At 72.7% G+C, this 23,662-nt stretch carries 22 protein-coding genes; 15 read left to right on the top strand and 7 right to left on the bottom strand.

What is annotated here, in order from left to right:
* The first annotated feature begins 26 nt into the window (after nucleotides 1-26).
* Nucleotides 27-914 carry a winged helix-turn-helix transcriptional regulator gene (locus ACZ6NZ_RS22325; protein ID WP_465859963.1) on the top strand — a complete coding sequence of 296 codons (888 nt, stop codon included), beginning with the start codon at nucleotides 27-29 and terminating at the stop codon, nucleotides 912-914.
* An 82-nt stretch (nucleotides 915-996) separates the two neighbouring features.
* Here the strand turns inward: ACZ6NZ_RS22325 and ACZ6NZ_RS22320 are convergent, their stop codons facing one another.
* Nucleotides 997-2,364, bottom strand: a complete 1,368-nt coding sequence (locus ACZ6NZ_RS22320) for a glycosyl hydrolase family 18 protein (RefSeq protein ID WP_465859962.1) — start codon at nucleotides 2,362-2,364, stop codon at nucleotides 997-999.
* 208 nt (nucleotides 2,365-2,572) lie between these two features.
* Between ACZ6NZ_RS22320 and ACZ6NZ_RS22315 the strand changes: the two genes are divergently transcribed.
* The 3 genes from ACZ6NZ_RS22315 to ACZ6NZ_RS22305 all read left to right on the top strand — a co-directional run bounded on the left by ACZ6NZ_RS22315 (nucleotide 2,573) and on the right by ACZ6NZ_RS22305 (nucleotide 5,435).
* Entirely contained in the window at nucleotides 2,573-3,682 is a 1,110-nt protein-coding gene (locus ACZ6NZ_RS22315) for a M24 family metallopeptidase (protein WP_366606865.1), read from the top strand.
* Nucleotides 3,679-4,821 (top strand): acyl-CoA dehydrogenase family protein, encoded by a 1,143-nt coding sequence (locus ACZ6NZ_RS22310; RefSeq protein WP_465859961.1) that lies wholly within the window; start codon nucleotides 3,679-3,681, stop codon nucleotides 4,819-4,821. The genes ACZ6NZ_RS22315 and ACZ6NZ_RS22310 overlap by 4 nt, the downstream gene beginning before the upstream one ends.
* 107 nt (nucleotides 4,822-4,928) lie before the next feature.
* A complete protein-coding gene (locus ACZ6NZ_RS22305; protein ID WP_465859960.1) occupies nucleotides 4,929-5,435 on the top strand; it encodes an Lrp/AsnC family transcriptional regulator in 507 nt (168 codons plus the stop codon).
* On the opposite strand, the gene ACZ6NZ_RS22300 is transcribed toward ACZ6NZ_RS22305, so the two are convergent.
* On the bottom strand, nucleotides 5,365-5,976 hold the full coding sequence (locus ACZ6NZ_RS22300; RefSeq protein ID WP_366606870.1) for a histidine phosphatase family protein: 612 nt from the start codon (nucleotides 5,974-5,976) through the stop codon (nucleotides 5,365-5,367). The genes ACZ6NZ_RS22305 and ACZ6NZ_RS22300 overlap by 71 nt on opposite strands.
* 156 nt (nucleotides 5,977-6,132) lie before the next feature.
* Between ACZ6NZ_RS22300 and ACZ6NZ_RS22295 the strand changes: the two genes are divergently transcribed.
* A complete protein-coding gene (locus ACZ6NZ_RS22295) occupies nucleotides 6,133-6,327 on the top strand; it encodes a CsbD family protein (protein WP_465859959.1) in 195 nt (64 codons plus the stop codon).
* Between the two features lie 602 nt (nucleotides 6,328-6,929).
* Nucleotides 6,930-7,640 (top strand): polysaccharide deacetylase family protein, encoded by a 711-nt coding sequence (locus ACZ6NZ_RS22290; RefSeq protein ID WP_465859958.1) that lies wholly within the window; start codon nucleotides 6,930-6,932, stop codon nucleotides 7,638-7,640.
* 237 nt (nucleotides 7,641-7,877) lie between these two features.
* On the opposite strand, the gene ACZ6NZ_RS22285 is transcribed toward ACZ6NZ_RS22290, so the two are convergent.
* Both ACZ6NZ_RS22285 and ACZ6NZ_RS22280 read right to left on the bottom strand, forming a co-directional pair.
* The gene (locus tag ACZ6NZ_RS22285; protein WP_465859957.1) at nucleotides 7,878-8,117 is read right to left on the bottom strand and encodes a hypothetical protein; all 240 of its coding nucleotides are present in this window, start codon (nucleotides 8,115-8,117) and stop codon (nucleotides 7,878-7,880) included.
* A gap of 199 nt (nucleotides 8,118-8,316) precedes the next feature.
* Nucleotides 8,317-9,708, bottom strand: coding sequence for a KamA family radical SAM protein (locus tag ACZ6NZ_RS22280; protein ID WP_465859956.1), 1,392 nt, complete (start codon nucleotides 9,706-9,708; stop codon nucleotides 8,317-8,319).
* 141 nt (nucleotides 9,709-9,849) lie between these two features.
* Between ACZ6NZ_RS22280 and kdd the strand changes: the two genes are divergently transcribed.
* The 9 genes from kdd to ACZ6NZ_RS22235 all read left to right on the top strand — a co-directional run bounded on the left by kdd (nucleotide 9,850) and on the right by ACZ6NZ_RS22235 (nucleotide 20,448).
* Nucleotides 9,850-10,911 carry an L-erythro-3,5-diaminohexanoate dehydrogenase gene (kdd, locus tag ACZ6NZ_RS22275; protein WP_465859955.1) on the top strand — a complete coding sequence of 354 codons (1,062 nt, stop codon included), beginning with the start codon at nucleotides 9,850-9,852 and terminating at the stop codon, nucleotides 10,909-10,911.
* Nucleotides 10,912-10,915: 4 nt separating this feature from the next.
* Complete coding sequence (locus tag ACZ6NZ_RS22270; protein WP_465859954.1) at nucleotides 10,916-12,481, top strand: amidohydrolase; 1,566 nt, start codon at nucleotides 10,916-10,918, stop codon at nucleotides 12,479-12,481.
* Nucleotides 12,478-14,037 carry a lysine 5,6-aminomutase subunit alpha gene (gene kamD, locus ACZ6NZ_RS22265; protein ID WP_465859953.1) on the top strand — a complete coding sequence of 520 codons (1,560 nt, stop codon included), beginning with the start codon at nucleotides 12,478-12,480 and terminating at the stop codon, nucleotides 14,035-14,037. The genes ACZ6NZ_RS22270 and kamD overlap by 4 nt, the downstream gene beginning before the upstream one ends.
* Nucleotides 14,038-14,207: 170 nt before the next feature.
* Entirely contained in the window at nucleotides 14,208-14,945 is a 738-nt protein-coding gene (gene kamE, locus ACZ6NZ_RS22260; protein WP_465860126.1) for a lysine 5,6-aminomutase subunit beta, read from the top strand.
* Complete coding sequence (kal, locus tag ACZ6NZ_RS22255) at nucleotides 14,942-15,346, top strand: 3-aminobutyryl-CoA ammonia lyase (RefSeq protein WP_465859952.1); 405 nt, start codon at nucleotides 14,942-14,944, stop codon at nucleotides 15,344-15,346. The genes kamE and kal overlap by 4 nt, the downstream gene beginning before the upstream one ends.
* 40 nt (nucleotides 15,347-15,386) lie before the next feature.
* Nucleotides 15,387-16,724 carry a glutamate mutase L gene (locus ACZ6NZ_RS22250; protein WP_465859951.1) on the top strand — a complete coding sequence of 446 codons (1,338 nt, stop codon included), beginning with the start codon at nucleotides 15,387-15,389 and terminating at the stop codon, nucleotides 16,722-16,724.
* 571 nt (nucleotides 16,725-17,295) lie between these two features.
* Nucleotides 17,296-18,993: an apolipoprotein N-acyltransferase gene (lnt, locus tag ACZ6NZ_RS22245; protein ID WP_465860125.1), complete on the top strand. Its 1,698-nt coding sequence runs from the start codon at nucleotides 17,296-17,298 to the stop codon at nucleotides 18,991-18,993.
* 34 nt (nucleotides 18,994-19,027) lie between these two features.
* Nucleotides 19,028-19,837 carry a polyprenol monophosphomannose synthase gene (locus ACZ6NZ_RS22240; RefSeq protein ID WP_366606887.1) on the top strand — a complete coding sequence of 270 codons (810 nt, stop codon included), beginning with the start codon at nucleotides 19,028-19,030 and terminating at the stop codon, nucleotides 19,835-19,837.
* Between the two features lie 92 nt (nucleotides 19,838-19,929).
* Nucleotides 19,930-20,448, top strand: a complete 519-nt coding sequence (locus tag ACZ6NZ_RS22235; RefSeq protein ID WP_465859950.1) for an FxsA family protein — start codon at nucleotides 19,930-19,932, stop codon at nucleotides 20,446-20,448.
* A gap of 77 nt (nucleotides 20,449-20,525) precedes the next feature.
* On the opposite strand, the gene ACZ6NZ_RS22230 is transcribed toward ACZ6NZ_RS22235, so the two are convergent.
* The 3 genes from ACZ6NZ_RS22230 to ACZ6NZ_RS22220 all read right to left on the bottom strand — a co-directional run bounded on the left by ACZ6NZ_RS22230 (nucleotide 20,526) and on the right by ACZ6NZ_RS22220 (nucleotide 23,629).
* Nucleotides 20,526-20,867, bottom strand: coding sequence for an RNA polymerase-binding protein RbpA (locus tag ACZ6NZ_RS22230; RefSeq protein WP_030327608.1), 342 nt, complete (start codon nucleotides 20,865-20,867; stop codon nucleotides 20,526-20,528).
* Nucleotides 20,868-21,098: 231 nt separating this feature from the next.
* Complete coding sequence (locus ACZ6NZ_RS22225; protein WP_465859949.1) at nucleotides 21,099-22,253, bottom strand: hypothetical protein; 1,155 nt, start codon at nucleotides 22,251-22,253, stop codon at nucleotides 21,099-21,101.
* A 26-nt stretch (nucleotides 22,254-22,279) separates the two neighbouring features.
* Complete coding sequence (locus ACZ6NZ_RS22220; protein WP_465859948.1) at nucleotides 22,280-23,629, bottom strand: MFS transporter; 1,350 nt, start codon at nucleotides 23,627-23,629, stop codon at nucleotides 22,280-22,282.
* Nucleotides 23,630-23,662 lie beyond the last annotated feature (33 nt).

Raw genomic sequence — 23,662 nt, 5'->3', positions numbered from 1 at the left:
CGGATCGGAAGCGACGGAGGTAGCGGGTGCGGCGAGAAGATCTTGCCGATGCGGACTGCGGCATCGCGCAGGCGCTCGGCGTTCTGGGGGACTGGTGGACGTTCCTCATCGTGCGCGACGTCGCCGGCGGGACGACCCGGTTCGACGCGCTGCAACGGGAGCTGGGCGTCAGCCGACGGGCGCTGACCGAACGCCTCGGCGCGCTGGTCGAGCACGGCGTGTTGGAGCGTCGGCCGTACTCACGACACCCACCGCGCTACGACTATGTGCTCACCGCGAGGGGTGAGGGGCTGTTGCCGGTGCTCATCGCGCTGCAGGACTGGGGAACGAGGCACCTGATGGGTGACGGCGACGTGACCGCCACGGCCGACGCCGACTCGGCCGAGGCCCGCCGGGTGCGCGACCTGGTGGGCCGACGGTTGCCCGAGGTCGTCCTGCCCGCCGCCGACGGGCACCCGGTGGCGGTGGACGCGACGCAGGTGTGGACGGTCCTCTACCTGTTCCCCGGGGCGTACGCGCCGGGGACACAGGGCCATCCGCCCGGCTGGGCGGAGATTCCCGGCGCCCGGGGTTGCACACTGGAGTCGACCACGTACGCCCGGCGTCATCCGGACTTCGTGACCGCTGGTGTCCGGGTGTACGGGGTCAGCACTCAGCGGCCCGACCAGCTCGCCGACTTCGCCGCGTACGCCGAACTGCCGTTTCCGTTGCTGTCCGACCAGGACGGTCGGCTGGGAGCGGGGCTGCTGCTGCCGGTGTTCCGTGCGGGCGGGGTGACCCGGTTCAAGCGGCTGACCCTGCTGGTCGACCCGACGGCGGTGGTGCGGGCCGTGCAGTTCCCGGTCACCGACCCGGCCGGCTCGGTGCAGGAGATGCTCACCCTGGTCGCTGAGCACGCCGGGGCCCCCGGCTGACGCCAACGCGTCGACCGGGGGCCCTACGAGCCAGGCTGGTCCGTAGTCCCTACCGGGACCCGGGGAGCCTCTGCGGGCGGCGTCAGGCCGGGAGCGTCCAGCGCTGGTTGGCGCCGGCGAAGCAGTCCCAGATCTGCAGCCGGGCGCCGTCGGCCGAGGTGTTGTCGGTGACGTCGAGGCACTTGTTCGACTGCGGGTTGCGCAGCGTCCCGTTGGACTGCGCCTGCCAGACCTGGGCGCCGCTGCCGTTGCAGTCCCAGAGCTGGACCTTCGCGCCGTTGGCGGTGGATCCGCTGGTGATGTCGGCGCACTTGCCGAGGGCGCGCAGCGTGCTGTCGCTGCCCACCGTCCAGGTCTGGGCGTTGGTGCCGTTGCAGGTCCAGATCTGGATGGCGGCGCCGTTGGCGGTGCTGGCCGAGGCCACGTCGACGCACTTGCCGCCGATGCCGGTGATCCGGCCGGTACGACCGGTCGGCGGCGGGGTGGTGCCGCCCATGATGGTGTCGTACATCGCGCTGAGCAGCGAGGTGGAGCCGGTAGTGTCCTGGGTTAGCTCCCAGTTCATCACGCCGCCGGCGTTGGCCAGCGCCCACTGCGTCTTGCGCTTGACCGTCGGGATGCCGTTCCAGCACTGCTGCGCGCCGCCGATGGTGGCGCAGTCCCGGTTGGCGTTGGCCGGGTCCATGCCCACCAGCGCCGAGTAGGTGTAGTAGCCGGGGCGGCTGTAGAAGGGGATGCCGAGGACGGCCTTGCTGGCCGGCAGGCCGCGGGCCTTCCACCCGTTGATGCTGTTGATCGACCAGTCGTAGCCGGCGTGCGGGTTACCGCCGTCGTACGCCATGATGTTGAGCCAGTCGACCTGGTTGAACACGGCGGGCTGGACACCGTCGAGGTAGTAGCCCTCGGAGACCACGGCGGCGGTGAGTAGCTTGCCGCGGCTGCGCAGCGCGCTACCGAGCTGCGTCATCAGCGTGGTGTAGTTGTTGGCCGAGGCGCCCGGGTCGGGGTACTCCCAGTCCATGTCGACGCCGTCGAGGTTGTACTGGTTGACGAAGTTGACCAGGTTGTTGACGAAGTTCGTCCGGCTGGTGGCGTTGGCCGCGAGGGCCTCGAAGGCCGAGTCGTTGCCGTCGTTCCAGCCGCCGACCGCGATCGAGACCTTGACGTTGTTGGCGTGCCCCTGCGACACCAGGGAGGAGAGCCGCGCCCCGTCGACGCCCTGGAGGCTGCCGTTGCTGTTGGGCAGGATGAACGCGTAGTTGATGTGGGTCAGCTTGTTGTACTGGATGGCGTTGATGTTGCCCGTCCAGGAGGGCATGTAGCCGACGCTCTTGAAGTTGTTCGGCAGCACCACGGCCTGCGCGGCGGTGGGAGTGACCGTGAGGGTGGCGCCGGCGGTGGCCAGCGCGAGGAGGCCGGCGGCGAGGGCGCGGCGCAGTGGTGAGGACATCGGGGGCCTTCCCGTGGGCGGGGGATGACGACGGCACCGCCCGCGCGGGGTTGGCGCGGGCGGGCGGTGCGGGGGACGCAGGGACGGGTGGGCCTCGAGGCAGCCAAATCTTAAAGAGTGTTAACTGTCCGAGTCAATCAACACCGATGGATTTCCGGTCATCCGGTGCCAATAGGGGGTTTGCCCAAACGACCGTTAAGCTGGCGGGGTGGGAATCGACGAGCTGTATCCGCCGGATCGGTTGATCGCCGCGCAGCGGGCGACGGCCGCCGCTGGTCTGGACGCGCTGCTGCTCACACCCGGCTCCGACCTGCGGTATCTGACCGGGTACGACGCCCACGCGGGGGAGCGGCTGACCTGCCTGGTGCTGCCCGCCGACGGTGAGCCGACGCTGATCGTGCCCAGGTTGGAACGTCCCGCGGCGGAGGCCGCCCCGAACACCGGCGTCCGCATCGTCGACCACGTCGACGGCACCGACCCGTACCCCCTGGTCGTCGCCGCCCTCGACGGCCCGGTCGCGGCGGTCGGGCTGGCCGACCGGATGTGGGCCGAGCAGGTCCTCGGCCTGCGCGCGGCGCTGCCCGACGCCGCGCAACGGCTCGCCGGCGAGGTCCTGCGCGAGTTGCGGATCCGCAAGTCCCCGGCGGAGGTCGCGGCCCTCGCCGAGGCCGGCGCGGCGATCGACGAGGTGCACCTGCGGATGGGCGAGTGGCTGCGCCCCGGTCGCACCGAGGCCGAGGTCGCCACCGACATCGCCGCGGCGATCCGCGCCGCCGGACACGTCACTGTCGACTTCGTCATCGTGGCGGCCGGACCCAACGGGGCCAGCCCGCACCACGGCACCTCCGACCGGCCGATCGGCGTCGGCGAGCCGGTGGTGGTCGACATCGGCGGCACGATGGCGTCGGGCTACCGCTCGGACTGCACCCGCACCTACCTGGCGGGCGGGTCGGCGCCGGCCGACTTCCTGGACTACTACGCCGTGCTGCGCGACGCCCAACGCGCCGCGGTCGAGGCGGTGCGGCCCGGAATCACCGCCGCGGCGGCCGACGCCGAGGCCCGCGCGCCGATCGCCGCCGCCGGCTACGGTCCCGCGTTCCTGCACCGCACCGGCCACGGCATCGGACTGGACGGGCACGAGGAGCCGTACCTGGTGGCCGGCAACGACCGACCCCTCGACGCCGGCATGGCGTTCTCCATCGAACCGGGCATCTACCTGGCGGGCCGGCACGGCGCCCGCATCGAGGACATCGTCGTCTGCACAACGGACGGCGTGCAACGGCTCAACACCACCCCCACGGAGCTCATCGCGCTATGACTGTCGACCGGATCCTCCCCACCGACGAGGCCCACGACCTGCTGGGTCTCGCCACCGAGCTCGCCGACGGCGAGCTCGCACCGAAGGCCGCGGCCTTCGAGGAACGCGCCGAGTTCCCCCGCGAGGTGCTGCGCACGTTGGGCCGCGCCGGCCTGCTCGGCCTGCCCTACCCCGAGGAGTACGGCGGCGCGGCACAGCCGTACGAGGTGTACCTGCAGGTGCTGGAGATCCTGGCCAGCCGCTGGCTCGCTGTCGCCGAGGCGGTCAGCGTGCACACCCTGTCCTGCTACCCGGTGGCGGCATTCGGCAGCGACGAGCAGCGCAAGCTGCTGCCGGACATGCTCGGCGGCGAGTTGCTGGGCGCGTACTGCCTCTCCGAGCCGCAGGGTGGCTCGGACGCGGCGGCGCTGACCACCCGGGCGGATCGCGACGGCGACGCGTACCTGATCTCGGGAACCAAGGCGTGGATCACCCACGCCCACACCGCCGACTTCTACAACGTCTTCTGCCGCACCGGCGGACCCGGTCCGAAGGGAATCTCCTGTCTGCTCACCGACGCGGGCACGGCCGGCATCACCCCGCAGGCGGCCGAGCGGACGATGGGGCTGCGCGCCTCCCCGGTCGCGCAGATCGCCTTCGACGAGGCCCGGGTGCCGGCCGACCGGTTGGTCGGCGGCGAGGGGATGGGCTTCACCATCGCGATGTCCGCGCTGGACTCCGGCCGGCTGGGCATCGCCGCGTGCGCGGTCGGGCTCGCCCAGGCCGCCCTGGACTACGCGGTCTCCTACGCCCGGGAGCGGCAGCAGTTCGGCCGTTCCATCATCGACTTCCAGGGGCTGGGGTTCCTCCTCGCCGACGCGGCCACCCAGATCTCCGCGGCCCGCGCGCTGACCCTGGCGGCGGCCCGGCTGCGCGACGCCGGCCGGCCGTACGCCATCGAGGCGGCCAAGGCGAAGCTGTTCGCCACCGACATGGCCATGCGGGTGACCACCGACGCGGTGCAGGTGCTCGGCGGCGCGGGTTACGTGGCCGACCACCCGGTGGAGCGGTACATGCGGGAGGCGAAGGTGTTGCAGATCGTGGAGGGCACCAATCAGATCCAGCGGATGGTGATCTCCCGGGCACTGGCCAAGGGCTGACAACGGTACGTGGTGGTCAGGCTGCGGTGGGTGCGGCACGGCCCACCGCGGTCCGCCACTCGGTTACCTCGTCGCCGTGCGACGGTTTTCCCGGTAGGTTGCACGCCGTGGAGGAGATCGACCGCGCTATCGTCGCCGCGCTGACCGCAGACGGCCGTCTGTCGTACACCGACCTGGCCGAGCGGGTGGGGCTGTCGGTGTCCGCCGTGCACCAGCGGGTCCGTCGGCTGGAGCAGCGCGGGGTGATCAAGGGGTACGCCGCCCGGGTGTCGTTCGAGGCGCTGGACCTGCCGCTCACCGCGTTCGTGGCGATCCGGCCGTTCGATCCGTCGCAGCCGGACGACGCCCCGGACCGGCTGGCCCACCTGCCGGAGATCGACTCCTGCTACTCGGTGGCGGGGGAGGACTTCTACCTGCTGCTGGTGCGGGTGGCCGGCCCCACCGACCTGGAGCGGGTGCTCCAGGAGATCCGCACCTCGGCGAACGTCACGACCCGGACGACAGTGGTGTTGTCCACGCCGTACGAGAACCGGCCGCCGAAGATCAGCCCTGCGGCACCGAGTCGGTCGCGGTCCCGGGCGCCGGAGGAGCCGGCTGGTTCCACCGCAGGATGACCTGCCGGCCGTGCTCGTGACCGAGCGCGCTGACCGTGGCGGTGTCCAGGCGTAACCGCCCACCGGCGGACGGGGGCAGGCCGATCCAACGGGCACCGAGCACCCGCAGGCTGTGCGCGTGCCCGACCAACGCCACGGTGCCCCGGTCGAGCAGCGGGGTGACGCGGGCCAACACCCGGTCGAGCCGTTCACCCACCTCCGCGGGGGACTCCCCGCCGGGGCAGCCGTCGGTCCAGATGTTCCAGTGCGGATCGTCGTCGTGGATGTCGACTGTGGTGCGGCCCTCGTACTCGCCGTAGTTCCACTCACTGAGGTTCTCGTCGACGGCGTCGACGGTGAGCCCGGCCAGTTGCGCGGTGCGCAGCGCCCGGGAGCGGGGGCTGGTCAGCACGGTGACGAAGCGCCGTCCGGCCAGGAACGCGGCCAGGGTGCGGGCCTGTCGCTCGCCGTCGGGGGTCAGCTCCAGGTCGGTGTACGAGGTGTGCCGCAGGCTGGCGCTCCACGTGGTCTCGCCGTGCCGGATCAGCAGGAGCTCTCCCATGCGGTCAGTTAACCATCGAGGCTCGGTGCCGACAGCCGACCTCCCACTACCTATCTTCCTAGGATGCTCTAAAGGATGTGCCGACCGGCACTGCCGGTTTCAGCACCCGGAGACCGGGCAACCGAGCCAAGACAACCGCCAGACCGAGGAGGCGCGATGAGCTTCACCGAGAAGGCAAAGAACAAGGTTGAGCAGATGGCCGGCGCAGCGAGGGAGCGCGTCGGCGACATAACCGACAATGAGCGGATGCGTGGCGAGGGCGCCAGCCAGCAGAGCGACGCGCGCGCCAAGCAGGCCGGTCAGAACATGAAGGACGCCGGTCGCAACGTGAAGGACTCCTTCACGAAGTGACCTGAGCGGTCCACGGGTCCCCGGGCGCACCGTCGCCCGGGGACCCGTCGCGCTGCGGCCCCCAGTCGCACGTCGACCCAAACCGCAGAGCTGTTCACTCCGCCCCACCCCGCCCCACCCACTCGCCCCGCCCCACCCACCCCGCTCCGTCGATCATGGAGTTGTGGTGGGGGACCAAACGCCCCTGACTGCCCAAACCCGGCACCACAACCCCATGATCGACGCGGTCTCCGCCCCTGGTCTCGCCGATCTTGCACTTTCTGTTGCGGCATTCGGGGCATCCCGCCCAATCCGACGACCGTAAGTGCAAGATCGGCGAGACGCGGGGGGTGTGGAGACGCGAGGGGGGGCAGTGAGGGGCGCTCGCGTTTGGGATGATCGGCGGCGTGATTCGGGGTCGGCTTCGTCCGTTGTGGTGTGGCGTACTCGCGGCGGTGGCCTTTGTCGGAGGTGCCGCGTGTACGGCGTCCCGGGTGCCGCCGCCGGACCGGCCCGTCTTCGTCGGGTCGTCGGCCTCGTCGGCCCCGGCCGGTGCGCCGTCGGCCCCCGCCTCTCCGGCGGTGCCGTCGACGGGTGCTACTCCAGGGGTACCGTCGCCGCCGGTGGTTGGCACGGTGCCGGGGGCGACGCCCATCGGGACCAGGGCGCCGGTGGTGGACCACGGGCCGCGCACCGGCGCCAAGGTCGCGCTGACCTTCGACGCGGACATGACCGACGGGATGTTGGCCAGCCTGCGCGCTGGCCGGGTGAAGTCGTACGCGAACCTGCGCATCCTCGACCTGCTGGAGCGGGAGCAGGTGCCGGCGACGTTCTTCCTGACCGGCAAGTGGGTGCAGCGGTATCCGGACGTGACCCGGCGGATCGCCGGTAATCCGCGCTTCGAGTTGGCCAACCACACCTATGGGCACGCGGCGTTCACCGGGGACTGTTACGACCTGCCCCGGTTGCCGGTCGACGAGCTGGCCGACGATGTGGCGAGGACGTTCGAGGTGATCGCGCCCTACGGCGGTCGGCAGACCCGGTACTTCCGGTTTCCGGGGTTGTGTCACGACGCGGCGGCGTTGGACGCGTTGGCGCCGCTGGGCGTGACGGTGGTCGACGGGGACGTGGTCAGCGGCGATCCGTTCGCGACGGCGTGGAAGCCGTTGGTACGGGCGGTGTTGGACCACGTCCGCCCCGGGTCGGTGGTGATCATGCATGTGACCGAGGCGAACGCGGCGATGACCGATGAGGCGTTGCCGCACATCCTGGCCGGGTTGCGGGAGCGGGGGCTGGTGCCGGCGCCGTTGTCCGAGGTGCTGACCGGCGGCTGACCGAGTGCCGCGGGGGCTGGTGCCGGCGCCGTTGTCCGAGGTGCTGACCGGCGGCTGACCGAGTGCCGCGGGTGTCACGCGCGTCGCGGTCGGCCGGTGTACCGCCATCGTCGCGAGTGCCCGGTGGGCTTTTCCGGCGCGCACCGCGCGGAGGGCCTGTCACGGTTGTGGTCACCCCGGACATGGACTGGACGTGAGCTCAGGGACAGAGCATGACGAGGACCGCTTCCGGCGGGTCTACGCCGAGGACTTCGAGTCGTTGTTGGCGTACGCGCCGCGTCGTGTCGCGCATCCGGAGGACGCGGCTGACGTCGTCGCGGAGACCTTCCTGGTGGTGTGCCGGGAGGACATGCCGGGCGGCGGGGAGGCCCGGTTGTGGCTGTACGGCGCTTCCGGCGGAGATGTGATGCCGGTGGGGGAGCGGGCGGCGGTGCTGCTGGCTGACGTGCCGTTGCCGCCCGGGTTCGACTTGGCCACTCTGGACGGCGTCGGGGTGGGTGACTCGTACCAGTTCGGTGTGGGTGTGACGTCCCGGGTGGGCTGCGGGTGGATCGCGGAGTGGCAGCGGGCGCGGGCGAGCGGCGGCGGCGCGGCGGGCCGAGGACGCGTTGCGGATCAGCCACGGGTGACGGGCGACGGCGACACCCCGGAAGGTGGGGGTGTCGCCGTGGGTGGGTCAGTCGTCGCGGTGGTCGTGCCACCACTGCTGGCCGTCGGCGGGCAGGGTGTCGATCGGGTCGTAGTAGGCGTAGCGCTTGTTGAGCGCCTCCAGGTCGGCGGATTCGATGGAGGTGCGGTAGTTCTTCGTCCAGTAGGAGATGCCGCGCTCACGGTCGTAGTCGGTGAGCATGTGCACCCAGCGCTTGCCGACGAAGGGGACGTCGCAGACGATGCGGGGGGTGGCGTAGCCGGGGAGGTAGCCCATGATGTCGTGTTGGAGTTGCTGGGCGTGCCAGACCGGGACCCGCCAGTGTTCGGCGTTGGGGATCATGTCGCACATGTAGAAGTAGTACGGCAGGATGCCGGCTTCGCCTTGGAGGGCGAAGCAGAGGTCGAGCAGTTCCGGGGTGGTGGCGTTGACGCCGCGCATGAGGACGCCCTGGTTGCGGACGTCGCGGACGCCGACGTCGAGGGCGGTCTGGGCGGCTTTGGCGACCAGTGGGGTGAGCGACTGGGCGTGGTTGACGTGGGTGTGGATGGCGAGGTTGACGCCGCGGCGGGCGGCGGTGCGGGCGACGCGTTCCAGGCCTTCGACGACGTCGGGTTGCAGCCAGTGTTGGGGTAGGCCCATGAGGGCCTTGGTGGCGAGGCGGATGTCGCGGACCGTTTCGAGTTCCAGTAGGCGCATGAGGTACGACTCGAGGTTGCGCCAGGGGACGTTGGCCACGTCGCCGCCGGAGACGACGACGTCGCGGACGCCGGGGTGGGCCTTGAGGTAGGCGATGTGGGCGTCGTAGCGGTCGACGGGCTTGAGGGTGAGTTTGAGTTTGTCGACGGCGGGGGTGGAGTTGCCGACGAGGTCCATGCGGGTGCAGTGTCCGCAGTACTGGGGGCAGGTGGAGAGCAGTTCGGCGAGGACCTTGGTGGGGTAGCGGTGGGTGAGCCCTTCGGCGACCCACATGTCGTGCTCGTGGAGGCTGTCGCGGCTGGCGTAGGGGTGTGAGGGCCAGTCGGTGCGTCGGTCGGAGGCGACCGGGATCATGTAGCGGCGGATGGGGTCGGCGAGCAGGGCCTCGGTGGTGGGGGGCTCGAACGGCACCATCGTGTTGATCATTTGTGGTGGCACCAGCATGGACATGGTGGCCAGGGCCTTCTGGTCGGCTTCGAGGTCGGCGTAGAAGGTCTCGTCGATCAGGTCACCGAGGACGGCGCGGAGCTGCTTGATGTTCTTGACGCAGTTGACGCGTTGCCACTGGGCGGATTCCCACTGGTCGCGGGTGACGTGGCGCCAGCCGGGGAACCGGGTCCAGTCGGGTTCGACCAGGGGGCGCCGGTGGTATTCGTAGGGCTGCCCGGCGGTCGGTGCGGCGGCCGGGGCGTGACGGGGGTGCGGGATGGTGTGGGTCACGGCCCCTCCTTGGTGGTGCGGCTGGTCATCGAAGCCCGAAGGCTACTGGAAAATATTCGGTACAGAAACTAGTCTGCCGTAAGTTTTCCCGTTACGCGAGCCTTGACCGGGGCTTCGGGCGGCTGGACAGGGGAGGTTGGCGTGACGTCACCGGTGGGACTGCACCGCGTCGTGCAACCGGCGGGGGTGCTGCCGCAGGCGGCCTGGCGCCTGGACACGTCGGCGGCGATCGCGCCGAACGAGGTGCGGATCCGGGTGCAGCGGCTCAACCTGGACGCGGCGAGCTTCCGGCAGTTGTCGGAGAAGCACGGCGGCGACGGTGATGCGGTCCGCGCCGAGGTGCTGGAGATCATCGCTACCCGGGGGAAGATGCAGAACCCGGTGACCGGCTCGGGCGGGATGCTGATCGGCACCGTCGAGGAGGCCGGTCGGCGGTCCCCGCTGGGCCTGCGGGCGGGGGAGCGGGTCGCGACCCTGGTGTCGTTGACGTTGACGCCTCTGGTGATCACCGACGGGTTGGCCCGTTGGGACGGGCGCAGCGAGCAGGTGCCCTGTGACGGTTGGGCGATCCTGTTCGCGCGCTCCATCGCCGCGGTGCTGCCCGACGACGAGGACCCCCAGTTGTCCCTCGCCGTGCTGGACGTGTGCGGTGCGCCCGCGCTGACCGCCCGGGTGGTGTCGCGCTACGTCGAGGAGCGTCGGCGTGGCGGTGATCCGACGCCGGTGCGGGTCGCGGTGATCGGTGGGGCGGGTAAGAGCGGGTCGTTGTCGCTGGCGGCGGCGCGACGGGCGGGCGCCGCCCGTACCGTCGGGGTGGTGCCGGTGGCGGCGGAGCGCGACGCGCTGACGGCCGCCGGCCTGGCGTCGGTGGTGGCGGTGGCCGACGCCCGCGACCCGGTGGGGTTGTCCACGGCGGTGACCACCGCGTTGGGGGTGCCGGCGGACGTGACGGTGGTCTGCGTGGACGTGCCAGGGTGTGAGCACGGGGCGGTGCTGGCCACCGCCGACGGCGGCACGGTGATTTTCTTCTCGATGGCGACGAGCTTCTCCGCGGCGGCGTTGGGCGCGGAGGGCTTGGCGGCGGATGTGACGATGCTGGTGGGCAACGGGTACGTGCCGGGGCACGCGGAGTTGGCGTTGGAGCTGTTGCGCACCGAGCCTGGGGTGCGTCAGCTGTTCGCGGCGCGGGTCGCGGCAGACTGAGGTCATGACGAACCCCTCGACGTTGTACCGCGGCGGCGTGCTGCACTGCCCCGCCGACCCGAGCGCCACCGCGCTGCTGGTGTCCGGTGGGCGGATTGCCTGGTTGGGGACCGACGGTGACGCGCCGCCGGCCGACCGGGTGGTGGATCTGGGCGGGGCGTTGGTGACGCCGGCGTTCGTGGACGCGCACGTGCACGCCACCGACACCGGGTTGGCGTTGTCCGGGCTGGACCTGGCCGGGGTGCGCTCGGCGGGGCAGTTGCTCGACGCGGTGGCGGGGTTCGCGGCGGGTCTGCCGGCGGACGCGGTGGTGCTCGGGCACGGGTGGGACGAGTCGGGTTGGTCGGATCCGACGTTGCCGGACGCCGCGGCGTTGGATCGGGCCGCCGGTGGTCGGCGGGTGTACCTGTCGCAGGCGTCGATCCACTCGGCGTTGGTGTCGTCGGCGATGCTGGCGGCCTGCCCGCAGGCGGCGCGGGCGCCCGGGTACGACGCGTCGGGCTGGTTGCGGCGCGACGCGCATCACGTGGTGCGGGCGGCCGCGCAGGCGTCGGTGAGTCGGGCGCAGCGGGTCGCGGCGCAGCGGGTGGCCCTGGCGCATGCGGCGTCGTTGGGGATCGCGGCGGTGCACGAGTGTGGCGGCCCGGAGATCTCCGACGAGGAGGACTTCACCGGTCTGTTGGGCATCTCCGGGGCGGGCCTGCCGGAGGTGTACGGGTACTGGGGTGAGTTGGGTGGTGCGGCGCGGGCCCGGGAGTTGGGCGCGGTCGGCGCCGGTGGGGATTTGTTCGCCGACGGGGCGTTGGGGTCGCGGACGGCGCACGTGTCGCAGCCGTACGGCGACGGTGAGGGTTGCGGGCACGGGTACCTGTCGGTCGAGCAGGTGCGTGATCACCTGCTGGACTGCGCGGCGCACGGTATGCAGGGCGGTTTCCACGCCATCGGTGACGCGGCGATCGGCACCGTCCTGGACGGGTTCGCGGCGGCGGCGCGGACGGTGGGGGTGGAGCGGTTGCGGGCGGCCCGGCACCGCATCGAACACGCGGAGATCATGAGCAAGGCGTTGATCGCGCGGTTCGTGGAGTACGGGGTGGTGGCGAGCATGCAGCCGGCGTTCGACCGGTTGTGGGGTGGCGCGGGCCGGATGTACGAGACGCGGTTGGGGTTGGACCGGTCGTTGGAGTCGAACCCGATGGGTGCGATGCACTCGGTGGGGGTGGCGTTGGCGTTCGGGTCGGATTCGCCGGTGACGCCGCTGGACCCGTGGGGGTCGGTGCGGGCGGCGGTCGCGCACCACAACCCGGCGCAGCGGATGGGTGTGCGTTCGGCGTTCGCGGCGCACACCCGGGGCGGGTGGCGGGCGGTGCACCTGGACGTCGAGGGGGTGCTGGCGTTGGGTGCGCCGGCGACGTTCGCGGTGTGGTCGACGCCGGCGGGGGTGGAGCGGGGTCTGCCGGTGTTGCAGGCCGAGGACCCGGAGGCGCGGGGTCCGCACGACCCGACGCCGTTGCCGGTGTGTCGGCGTCTGGTGCTGCGCGGTGAGGTCATTTATGAGGAAGGGTCGTCATGACCGGGAAGCTTGATCTTGATCCGGTGCTGGTGGCGCGGGCGCGGGAGTTGGCGCGTCGGGCCGGGCAGCCGGTGGTGGACCTGGCGCGCAGCCACACCACGGTGTCGGTGGAGCGGGCGGTGCTGCGGTTGGCCGGGGTGACCGGCGCGGACCCGGACGGCATCCCGTGGGTGAACCGGCTCGTCGACGCGGTCGCCGCGGACGTCGGTCTGGGTCACGGGGTGGCGGTGCCGGTGTTCGACGCCCTGGTGCGCGAGGGCAGCACGGATGTGACGTTGCTGGCGCAGAAGGCCGCCGCCGGGTCGGTGCGGTTCACCCAGCCCACCGGGCGGGCGGCGACGGCGGCCCGGTCGGCGGCGCGTAAGGCGGTCGGCGCGGGCATCCGGCGCATCGACCGGCGGCGCGCCGAGCGGGACCGCCTCGTGAAGCGTCACGGCGACCCGGCGCAGCGGCCGTGGATCTACCTGATCGTCGCGACCGGCGACATCTACGAGGACATTCCGCAGGCGCAGGCGGCGGCGCGCGCCGGCGCGGACGTGATCGCGGTGATCCGTTCCACCGGGCAGTCGTTGCTGGACTACGTGCCCGAGGGCGCGACCCGGGAGGGTTTCGCCGGCACGTACGCCACGCAGGAGAACTTCCGGTTGATGCGGGCGGCGTTGGACGAGTCGTCGAAGGAGGTGGGCCGTTACGTGCGGTTGACCAACTACGCGTCCGGGCTGTGCATGCCGGAGATGGCGACCCTGGCCGGGTTGGAACGCCTCGACATGATGTTGAACGACTCGATGTACGGGATCCTGTTCCGCGACATCAACCCGGTGCGCACGTTCGTCGACCAGCGGTTCTCCCGGCAGGTGCACGCCCGCGCCGGGATCATCATCAACACCGGTGAGGACAACTACCTGACCACCGCCGACGCGGTCGACGAGGCGCACACGGTGACGGTGTCGCAGCTGCTCAACGAGTTCTTCGCGCACGAGGCGGGGTTGGCGGACTGGCAGTTGGGCCTGGGGCACGCGTTCGAGATCAACCCGGAGGTGCCGGAGTCGTTCCGGTTGGAGTTGGCGCACGCCCTGCTGGCCCGGGAGTTGTTCCCCGACGCGCCGTTGAAGTGGATGCCGCCGACGAAGCACATGACCGGGGACGTGTTCCGGGGCAACCTGCTCGACGGGTTCTTCAACCTGGCCGGTGCGCTGACCGGTCAGGGCATCCTGCTGGTGGGGATGATGACCGAGGCGGTGGTGACGCCGTGGTTGTCCGACCGGGACATCGCCCTGCAGAACGTGCGCTACGTCCTCGGTGCGGCCGGTGGGTTGCACGAGGACTTCGTGCCGGCGCCGGACGGGTTCATCCGCCGCCGCGCCAACCAGGTCCTCGGCGAGGCGCTGGACCTGCTGGATCGCATCGGGGAGCAGACATTGCTCACGGCGATCGCCGAGGGCACCTTCGGGATCATGAAGCGGCCCGCGGACCGCGGCAAGGGCCTCGACGGGGTCGCCGCGCACGAGGCCGACTACTGCAACCCGGCCACCGACATCCTGGAGGCGGCGGCGTGAGCGAGCGCAGCGAGCGAACCAGCCAGCACAGTAGCCCCACGCTCACGACGTCGCGAAGCGGCGGCGTGAGCGAGCGCAGCGAGCGAACCAGCCAGCACAGTAGCCCCACGCTCACGACGTCGCGAAGCGGCGGCGCGAGCGAGCGCAGCGAGCGAACCAGCCACAAGGCGATCGTGCGGCCGTACGGGGACACCACCGGTGACGGCATGGTGCAGGTGTCGTTCACCCTGCCGGTGGCGCACGACAAGCGGGCCGAGGGCGCGGCGGTGCAGTTGGCCAACAAGATGGGCATGGACCCGGCGATGGTGGTGCACGCCAAGCCGATGGGTGACGGGTTCACGTTCTTCGTCGTGTACGGGCGGGTCAACCACCTGGTCGACCTGGGCGCGGTGCAGGTGGTGGAACGGGACTTCGCGTTGCTGTCGGCGAAGGACGTCAACACGGTGATCAAGCAGCGGTTGCGGCGCAAGCTGTCGGTGGTCGGGGCGTGCATCGGCACCGACGCGCACACGGTGGGCATCGACGCGATCCTCAACGTCAAGGGCATCGCGGGGGAGAAGGGCCTGGAGTACTACCGGGAGTTGAAGGTCACCAACATGGGCGCGCAGGTCAGCGTGCCGGAGCTGGTGGAGACCGCCCGGGCGGAGAAGGCCGACGCGGTGCTCGTGTCGCAGGTGGTCACCCAGCGCGACGCGCACCTGCACAACACCCGGGAGATGTCGGCGGCGTTCCGGGAGGCGATGCCGGCGGGCAAACGTCCGTTGCTGATCGTCGGTGGTCCCCGCTTCGACGAGACGATGACCGACGAGTTGGGCGTGGACCGGATCTTCGGTCGGGGCACCACGCCCGGCGAGGTGGCCAGCTACCTCGTGCACGCCCTGATCACGCAACGGAAGGCGATGGTATGACCGACGCACGGCTCGGGTTGACGGTGACGCACCGGCGGTATGTGCCGTACTCGCACGCCCACTACGCCGGCAACCTCGTCGACGGGGCGTACGCGCTCGGGTTGTTCGGCGACGTCGCCACGGAGGTGTGCATCCGCACCGACGGCGACGAGGGCCTGTTCGCCGGGTACGCCGATGTGCGTTTCCTCGCGCCGGTGCACGCCGGGGACGTGGTCGAGGTGACCGCGCGGGTGTCGCGGGTGGGCAGCCGCAGCCGGACCCTGGAGCTGAGCTGCGCGGTGGTGTGCCGGGGTCGACCGGACCGTTCCGCGTCCGCCGCGGAGGTTCTCGACCCGCCGATCGTGGCGGTCACCGCGACCGGCACCGTGGTCGTTCCCGCCAGCGTGAGTCGCGAGGAGTGAGCCGGGGTTGCGAGCCCCGCAGTCGCGAACAGGGAAACTCGTGACCCTGGCGGTCTGCGCCGACGTGGGTTCCACGTACACGAAGGTGGCGGTGGTGGACCTGGCCGGCGGTGTCCTGGCCGGCGCGGCGTCGGCGCCCACCACGGTGGGCACCGACGTGCTGCACGGCCTGGACGCCGCGGTCGCGGCGGCCACCGCCGGGCTCGGTGCGCGCGACGTGCCCTGGTACGTGTGCTCGTCGGCCGGGGGTGGGTTGCGGCTGGCCGTGATCGGCTACGAGCCGCTGGTCACCGCGCAGGCCGGCCGGCGGGTCGGGTTGTCCGCCGGCGCGCACGTGGTGCACGTCGCGGCCGGGCGGCTCGGCGCCGCCGACCTGACGGCGTTGCGGGCGGCCCGCCCGGACGTGGTGCTGCTCGTGGGCGGCACCGACGGCGGCGACGCCGACACGATCACCCACAACGCCACCCGCCTGGCCCGGGCCCGGTGGCGGCGGCCCGTGGTGTACGCGGGCAACGCCGACGTGCGCGCGCCGCTGACCGGGCTGCTGCGCGACGCCGGGGTGCCGGTCACCGACGCCGACAATGTCCTGCCGCGCATCGGGGTGCTCGCCCCGGCGTCGGCGCGGGCGGCGATCCGCGCGGTGTTCCTGCGCCACGTCATCGGTGGTAAACGACTGTCGCGGGGGTCGCGGTTCGCGCGGTTGGTGCGGGCGGCCACCCCCGACGCGGTGCTCACCGGTGTGGAGGTGCTCGCCGACACCCTCGGTGGTGACCTGGCGGTGGTCGACGTGGGTGGGGCCACCACCGACGTGTATTCGGTGCTCACGCCCGACGAGCGGGCCACCGGGCCGGGGCGGGAGGTCGCCGGCAGTCTGTGGCGGGCCCGCACCGTGGAGGGCGATCTGGGCATGCGGTGGAGCGCCCCGGGGGTGGTGCGGGCCGCCGTCGAGGAACGGCTGCTCACCGCCGCCGATGCCGACGACCTGGGTGCCGCCGCGGCGTGCCGGGCGGCCGACCCGGCGTTCCTGGCCGTCGACGACGACCAGCGGGCCGTGGACCGGCGGATCGCCACCCTCGCCGCGACGGTGGCGCTGCGCCGGCACGCCCGGGGCGCCGCCACCGGTGAGCGCGCCGGGCGGGACCTGCGCGACGTGCGGATGCTGGTGGGCTCCGGCGGGGTGCTGCGGCACTCGCCGGCGGACGTGTCCGGGCAGGTGCTGACGGCGGTCCTGGCCGACCACGCCGGCGGGTGGGCGCTGCCGCGCGCCGCCGCGGCGGTCCTCGACGCCGACTACGTGCTGGCCGCCGGTGGGCTGCTCGCCGAGGAGCACCGGGCGGCCGCGCAGGCGCTGCTGCGTGAGCACCTGCGTACGCATTGAGACTCGCCGACCCGACACGCCGTGTCGCAACACACGACAGGCCGGCTGCGGGTTGACAACCGACGGGGGTCGGCACGTACCGTCTTTGAGTCCTACCACGGGAAGCGGCTGTTGTTCGCTTCGTCCCTTCGTCCGCTGGCCGAGCGACATGTTCAAGCGTCATCGTCGCGGCGGCCAGGTCCAGCGGGCGGGGGTCGGCGGGGCGGCGCGAACCGGCCGCAGTTACCGGTGTACGGGCAGGGTGAGGTGCACGGCCAGTAGACAACGGCCCGGCGGGGGCAGCCAGTCCACGTCCGGTCGGTCCGAAGGTCGTCGTGCCCCATCCTCGCCACACCGGCCGGGAAGGGCCTGGGAGCATCGGGGCGCGGCGAGAGCCGCGCCCCGATTTCATGTCCGCGCTTCCGCTCCCGACCCCCGCTCCCGGCGATCTTGCGGTTTGTGTCGTTGATCTGGGCGGGAATGCCCCTTGTGTCGGTGCCGAAAGTGCAAGATCGGCACACCGGGGGCGCGGCCAGCGGGACCGTCGGGCGGGTAGCCTTCGCCGGGTGATCGAGGTGAAGCTGCGGTGACGATGCTGGACCGGGACGAGACACCCGCCCCCACGGTGATCAGCGCGCCTGCCGTCGTGGGTCGCCCCCTGCCGCTGCGGGTCGCCGTACCCCTGGCCGTGGCCGCCGGGCTGGCCCTGCTGGTGGCGTTCCCCCCGTACGGGGTGTGGCCGCTCGCACCGGTCGGGGTGGCGTTGCTGGCCGCCGCCGCGCACCGGCGGCGGTTGCGCGCCGGCGCCGGTCTGGGCTTCCTGACCGGGTTGGCGTTCTTCGCCCCGCTGCTGGCCTGGACGAACCTGCACACCGGCTACCTGCCGTGGGTGCTGCTGACGCTGCTGCAGGCCGGCTACCTGGCGTTGCTGGGCACGGCCACCGCCTGGGTGTCGCCGCTGGTCGACCGCGTCCGCTGGGCGTGGCCGGCGCTGACCGGGCTGCTCTGGGTCGGGCAGGAGGCGCTGCGCGACCGCACCCCGTTCGGCGGGTTCCCGTGGGGGCGGTTGGCGTTCAGCCAGGACGACTCGCCGCTGCTGCGGCTGGCCGCGCTGGGCGGCGCCCCGGTGGTCACCTTCGTCGTGGCCCTCATCGGCGGGCTGCTGGTCACCGCCGTCTGGCGGGGCTGGGTCACCGCCCGGCGTCACGCACCCGAGCCCACCATCACGGCGGGTGACGCCGTGCCGGGCGCTGACAGCCCGCTGGAGGGCCCCGCGCGCTCCGGGGGTGGTGTGGGGGGTCGCTGGGCGCCGGTGGTCGTACCGGCCGTCGTGGCCGTCGCGCTGACCGCCGGGGCGTTGCTGGTGCCGGTCGCCACCGCCGGGTCCGGCGCGAGCGTGACCGTGGCGATCGTGCAGGGCAACGTGCCCCGGCTGGGCCTGGACTTCAACGCCCAACGGCAGGCGGTGCTCAACAACCACGTCGACGCCACCATCGAACTGGCCGGGCGGGTCGCCGCCGGGCAACAGCGGCGACCCGACCTGGTGGTGTGGCCGGAAAATTCCAGCGACATCGACCCGCTGCGCAACCCCACCGCAGGGGCGCGCATCTCCCAGGCCGCCGACACCATCGGCGCGCCGATCCTGGTCGGCGCGGTGCTGCTGGGCCCCGACGCCGGGCAGGTCCGCAACGCGGGCATCCTGTGGCACCCCGGCACCGGCGCGGATCTTGAGCAGCTGTACACGAAACGCCACCCGGTGCCCTTCGCCGAGTACGTGCCGCTGCGCGACGTGGCCCGGATGGTCAGCAAGAAGGTCGACCTGATCCGCAACGACTTCGTGCCGGGAAGCACCCCGGGCGTGGTACGCGCCGGCCCCGCCGTGCTCGGTGACGTGATCTGCTTCGAGGTCGCCTACGACGAGGTGGTCCGCGACACCGTCACCGGCGGCGCGCAACTGCTGGTGGTGCAGACCAACAACGCCACCTTCGACGTGGCGGAGGCCCGCCAGCAGATGGCCATGGTGCGGCTGCGGGCGGTGGAGCACGGACGACCGGCGTTGATGGCCTCAACGGTCGGGGTGTCCGGGTTCGTCGCACCCGACGGGCGGGTAAGCGATGCCACCGGGTTCAACACCCGGGAGGTCGTGGTGCGGCAGTTGCGGCTCGACGACGGACGCACCCTCGCCACCCGCCTCGGCTGGTGGCCCGAGGTGACGCTCGCCGCGCTGGCCGCGGCGGCCCTGGTCGGCGCGGCGGTGCTGCGCCGGCGGCAGCGGGTCAGGCCCGGATAGCAACAGCCGGTACGCCGGCGGGAGCGGAGGAACCGTGATCCAGGCGACCGATACGATCCGACGCGCGGACGAGGTGCCCGGGGTGGGCCGGGTGCTGGTGGTGATCCCCACCTACAACGAGGCCGACAACATCGCCGTGATCGTGGGCCGGGTCCGGCGGGCCGCCCCGGCGGTGCGGATCCTCATCGCCGACGACAACAGCCCCGACGGCACCGGCGCGATCGCCGATGCCCTCGCCGACGGCGACGCGCACGTGCAGGTGCTGCACCGCCAGGGCAAGCAGGGCCTCGGCGCGGCGTACCTGGCCGGGTTCGAGTGGGCGCGCGAGCACGGCTACCAGGCCGTCGTGGAGATGGACGCCGACGGCTCGCACGCCCCGGAGGACCTGCCGGCGCTGCTGGACGCCGCCCGCGACGCCGACGTGGTGATCGGCTCCCGGTGGACCAGCGGCGCGCGGGTGCTCAACTGGCCGCTGCGACGGCTGCTGCTCTCCCGCGGCGGCAACCTGTACGCGCGCCTGGCGCTGGGCATGCCCGTCTCGGACGCCACCGGCGGTTACCGGGTGTACCGGATCAGCGCGTTGGACGCCATCGACCTGGAGTCGGTCACCTCGCAGGGCTACTCGTTCCAGGTGGAGCTGTCGCGGCTGGCGCACCGGGCCGGGGTACGGATCGTGGAGGTCCCGATCACCTTCGCCGAGCGGGAACGCGGCGACAGCAAGATGAGCCCGAAGATCGTGGCCGAGGCGCTGTGGCGGATCACCGCCTGGGGGGTGCGCGACCGGCGCCAGGCGGTACGCCGGGGCCTGAACGGCACCGCCACCGGCCAGGCACGGTGGCCGTGAGCGGTTCGGGCACGGCGGCTGTGGGCGGGGCCGTGTCATGCTGGATGAGCGGAACGCGTCCGTGGTGTCCGCAGGAATGGCGATGAGGTGAGATGCGCCGAGGACTGAGGTTCGTACCGTTGGCACTGTTGCTGGCGGTGGTGCTGGAGCTGGCGGTGTTCGTCGGTGTGGGACGGGCGCTGGGGTTCGGCGCGGCGGTGTTGCTGGTGTTCGCCGCGTCGCTGCTGGGGTTGGTCCTGCTGCGTCGCGAGGGGATGCGCGCCTGGCGGGGGTTCCGGGCCGCAGCGTCGGCCGGGCAACCCCCGGGTGGGCAGGTGACCGACGGGCTCGTCGGGCTGGCCGGGGCGCTGCTGCTGGCGGTGCCCGGCCTGGTCAGCGGGCTGGTCGGGTTGCTGCTGCTGGTGCCGCCGGTGCGTCGACTGACCCGCGCCGGGGTGCGCCGCGCCACCGAGCGGCGGGTGTCGTCGATGGTCGCCGGTGACCTGTTCGGGCCCCGCACGGTGCGGGTGCGCCAGGGTGCGCCGCAACCGACCCCGCAGCCGGAACAGCCCGTGGTGGTCGACGGCGGTCGGGCCATCGAGGGCGAGATCGTCGAACCCGGCCGGCACTGACGCCACGCCACACACTTGGACACGATGGCGCCCCCGGGGAAGAACCCCGGGGGCGCTGTCGTCGTAGCTCGTGCGGCTCAGGCGCGGCCGCGGCGGGTCCGAACCTCCTGCAGGCGTTCCTCCAGGATGTCCTCCAGCTCGGCGATGGAACGCCGCTCCAGAAGCATGTCCCAGTGGGTACGCGGCGGCTTGGCCTTCTTCTGCTCCGGCTCGCTGCCGTCGACGAGTCGGGCGACGCTGCCGTCGAACTTGCATTCCCAGGTCGTCGGGACCTCGGCGTCGACGGCGAACGGCACCTCGAACTGGTGGCCCTTGGCGCAGAGGTACTCGCGGGTCTGACGCGGCGCGAGCTCCGTGTTGCGGTCGGATTCGTAGCTCACCGCGCCAAGGCGGCTTCCGCGCAGCATACGCTCGCCCATGATCGACTTCCCCTCGTTCGTGGTGCTGGTCTTCTGGGTGTAACGGTGTGTCCCCGTCGAGCCATTCCCGCCCGAGGGCGTGAGGCGTCCACGGGTGGGCCGGGACCAAGGGTAGCCGGCCGGGACGCTCACCCGGTGAGGTGATCCCCAGGCGGGTCGGGACAACGGTGCGTGTCCGCTGCCACCGGGGAGGTTAACCGCTTGAGCCTACCGAAGGTTGCGCCACGATCCTCAGGTGGCGTCGCCGGCAGAGGTGGCGCCGAGGCGGGCCAGCGCCAACGCCAGGTCGCTGACCTGGTCGCCGAGCTGCGCCACCCGCCGCTGCGCGAGATCACGGTCGGTCTCGGCGGCGTCGAGTCGTACCGTCAGGGCGGTGCGGTGGCCCTCGGCGGTCGCCGCGGCCTGCCGGGCCACGGTCAGCTCGGCGGTGAGCGTGTCGCGCTGGGCGGCCAGGGCCGCCACCTCCGCGCGCAGCCGCGCCGCGACCTCGGCGGCTTCCTGCCGGGCGTCGTCGGCCTGCCGGGCGGCGACCTCGGCGCGGTCGCGGGCCCGGTCGGCCTGCTCACGCGCGCGGGCGGCGTCGGCGGCCTCGGCGCGGGTCCGCGCCGCGTCGGCGCGCGACTGCTCGATCTGGCGCCGGACGTCCGTCACCTCGGCCTGCCACCGCCCGGCCCGCTCGGTCGCCTCGGCGGCGGCCCGGCTGGCCCGTTCGGCCTCGGCGCGCAGCGCGTCGCGTTCCACGCCCAGGTCGGCCACCCGCTGCCGTTCGGCGTCGCGCTCCGTGCGCAGGTCGCGCGCCTCGACGCGGGCCTGGTCGCGGTCGCGTTCGGCCTGGGCGCGCAGGGCCTCGGCGGCGCTGGCGTCGTGGCGCGCCTGGTCGCGGGCGGCCTCGGCGTGCTGCGCCCGCTCGTCGGCGGCGGTGCCCTGCCGCTGGGCCAGCTCGGCGCGGTGGCGGGCGTCGTCGGCCTCGGCGCGGGCCTCGCGGGCCTGCTCGCGGGCGCGCGCGGCGTCGGCCGCCGCGGTTTCGGCGTCGTCGCGGGCCTCGTCGCGTTCGGTCTGCGCCGAGGCGATCTCGCCGGCGGCCTCCGCGCGGACCTGCGCGAGCTGCCGCTGCACACCCAGCGGGGACAACTCGGCGTGCAGGGACTCGGTCAACGTCTCGACGATCTGGTCGAGCCGGTCCACCGCCTCCCAGGTGCGGGCCACCTGCCCGGGCAGACCGGGGGCGTTGCGGTGGCGCATCCGGCTGTTGCGCGAGGCGCGCTGGCAGGCGCCGTCGTTGTCGCGGCAGTAGCGAAACGGTCGACCCGCGCCGACACGCTGCGGCACCGGCGCTCCACAGTGGGCGCACGGACGGGTCTCGGTGGTGCTGGGCTGGGCGTCCATCGAGGGCGAAGTCTAGTGCCGGCCGGTCAGCTCGCCGCCCGGGCCGTCGCGTCCAGGGTGTAGCGGCGTTGCAGCAGCACCGCCGCCAGCATCGCCACCGCCGGCAGCAACCCGAAGCCGTAGCGGACCGCCGCGAGCGCGGCGTCGGGCTGCGCCGGCGACTCACCGGCCGTCGAGGCCACGAAACCACCCACGGTCAGGCACAGCGCGTACGCGTACGGGCCGAGGGCCGCGCCGGTGGCCTCGGTGGCCGTCCACACCCCGGTGTAGGTGCCGGCCCCGGTGCCGCCGGCGTTGCGGATCACGTCGGGCAGCATCGAGAACGGCAGCAGCTGCATGCCGGCGAACGCCACCCCGAGCACCGCCACCGCGCCGATGAGCACCGGCAGGCCGGCCGGTCGGCCCACCGCCAGCACCAGGGAGCCGATCGCGAACGCGCCCTGCGCGCCGAGCAGCGCCCGCTGCTTGCCGACGCGTCGGGCCACCACCAGCCAGGCCGGGGTGACCAGCAGCGCCGGCGCCACGAACGCGGCCACCAGCACCGTGGTCAGGCCGGGGGCGCGCAGCTCGTACTCGGCGTAGTAGGGCACCCCGGCGAGCACCAGGTGGGTGGTGGTGGACATGGCCAGGTACGCGGCGACCAACCACCGGAACTGCGGATCGCGCAGCGCCGTGCGCAACGCCCGCCACCCGCCGTGCCCGGACGCGGTGCTGGCCGGCGCGGACCCGCGCAGCCGGGCGATACCGGCGACACCGACCAGCATCGCCACCAGCATTCCCACGGCGAGGACCGCGCCCATCCGCTGGTAGCCGGCGCGGGTCGCGGCGTCGCCGCCGGTGAGCAGCGGAGCCAGCAGCCCGGAGACCAGGATGCCCAGGGTCAGCACCACCATCCGGAACGCCATCAGCCGGGTGCGTTCGTGGTAGCCGATGCGCAGGTCGGCCGGGGTGGACAGGTAGGGGACCTGATAGGCGGCGAAGAGCAGGTTGCCGGCGATGAAGAACACCGCCACCCACGCCGCCGCCGGCGCACCGGTCAGGCCGCCGGGCACCGCGAAGAGGGCGGCGAACGCGACCGGCAGGGCGCAGCCGAGCAGCAGCAGGCGACGACGGTCGCCGCGTCGGGTCTGCTCCACGTCGGCGCGGTGCCCCACCCACGGGTGCAGCACCACGTCGGCGATCTTCGGCAGCAGCAGCGCCAGGCCGGCCAGCCACGGCCCGACGGCCAGCACGTCGGTGAGGAAGTAGAGCAGCAGCAGGCCGGGCACCGTCACCCAGACACCCATGCCGAGCGAGCCGGCCGCGAAGCCCGCCAGCGGGCCGCGTGGCAGCGTCGCGTCGGTGGCGGCCGCGGGCCGCCGGTCCAGCCCGGTCATCGCCGCATCCTCTCCGCAATCCAACGGTTGCTG

The organism is Micromonospora sp. NPDC047756 (assembly GCF_055587245.1).
The sequence above is the reverse complement of the archived record's forward strand: the minus strand, read 5'-3'. Positions and strand labels throughout refer to the sequence as shown.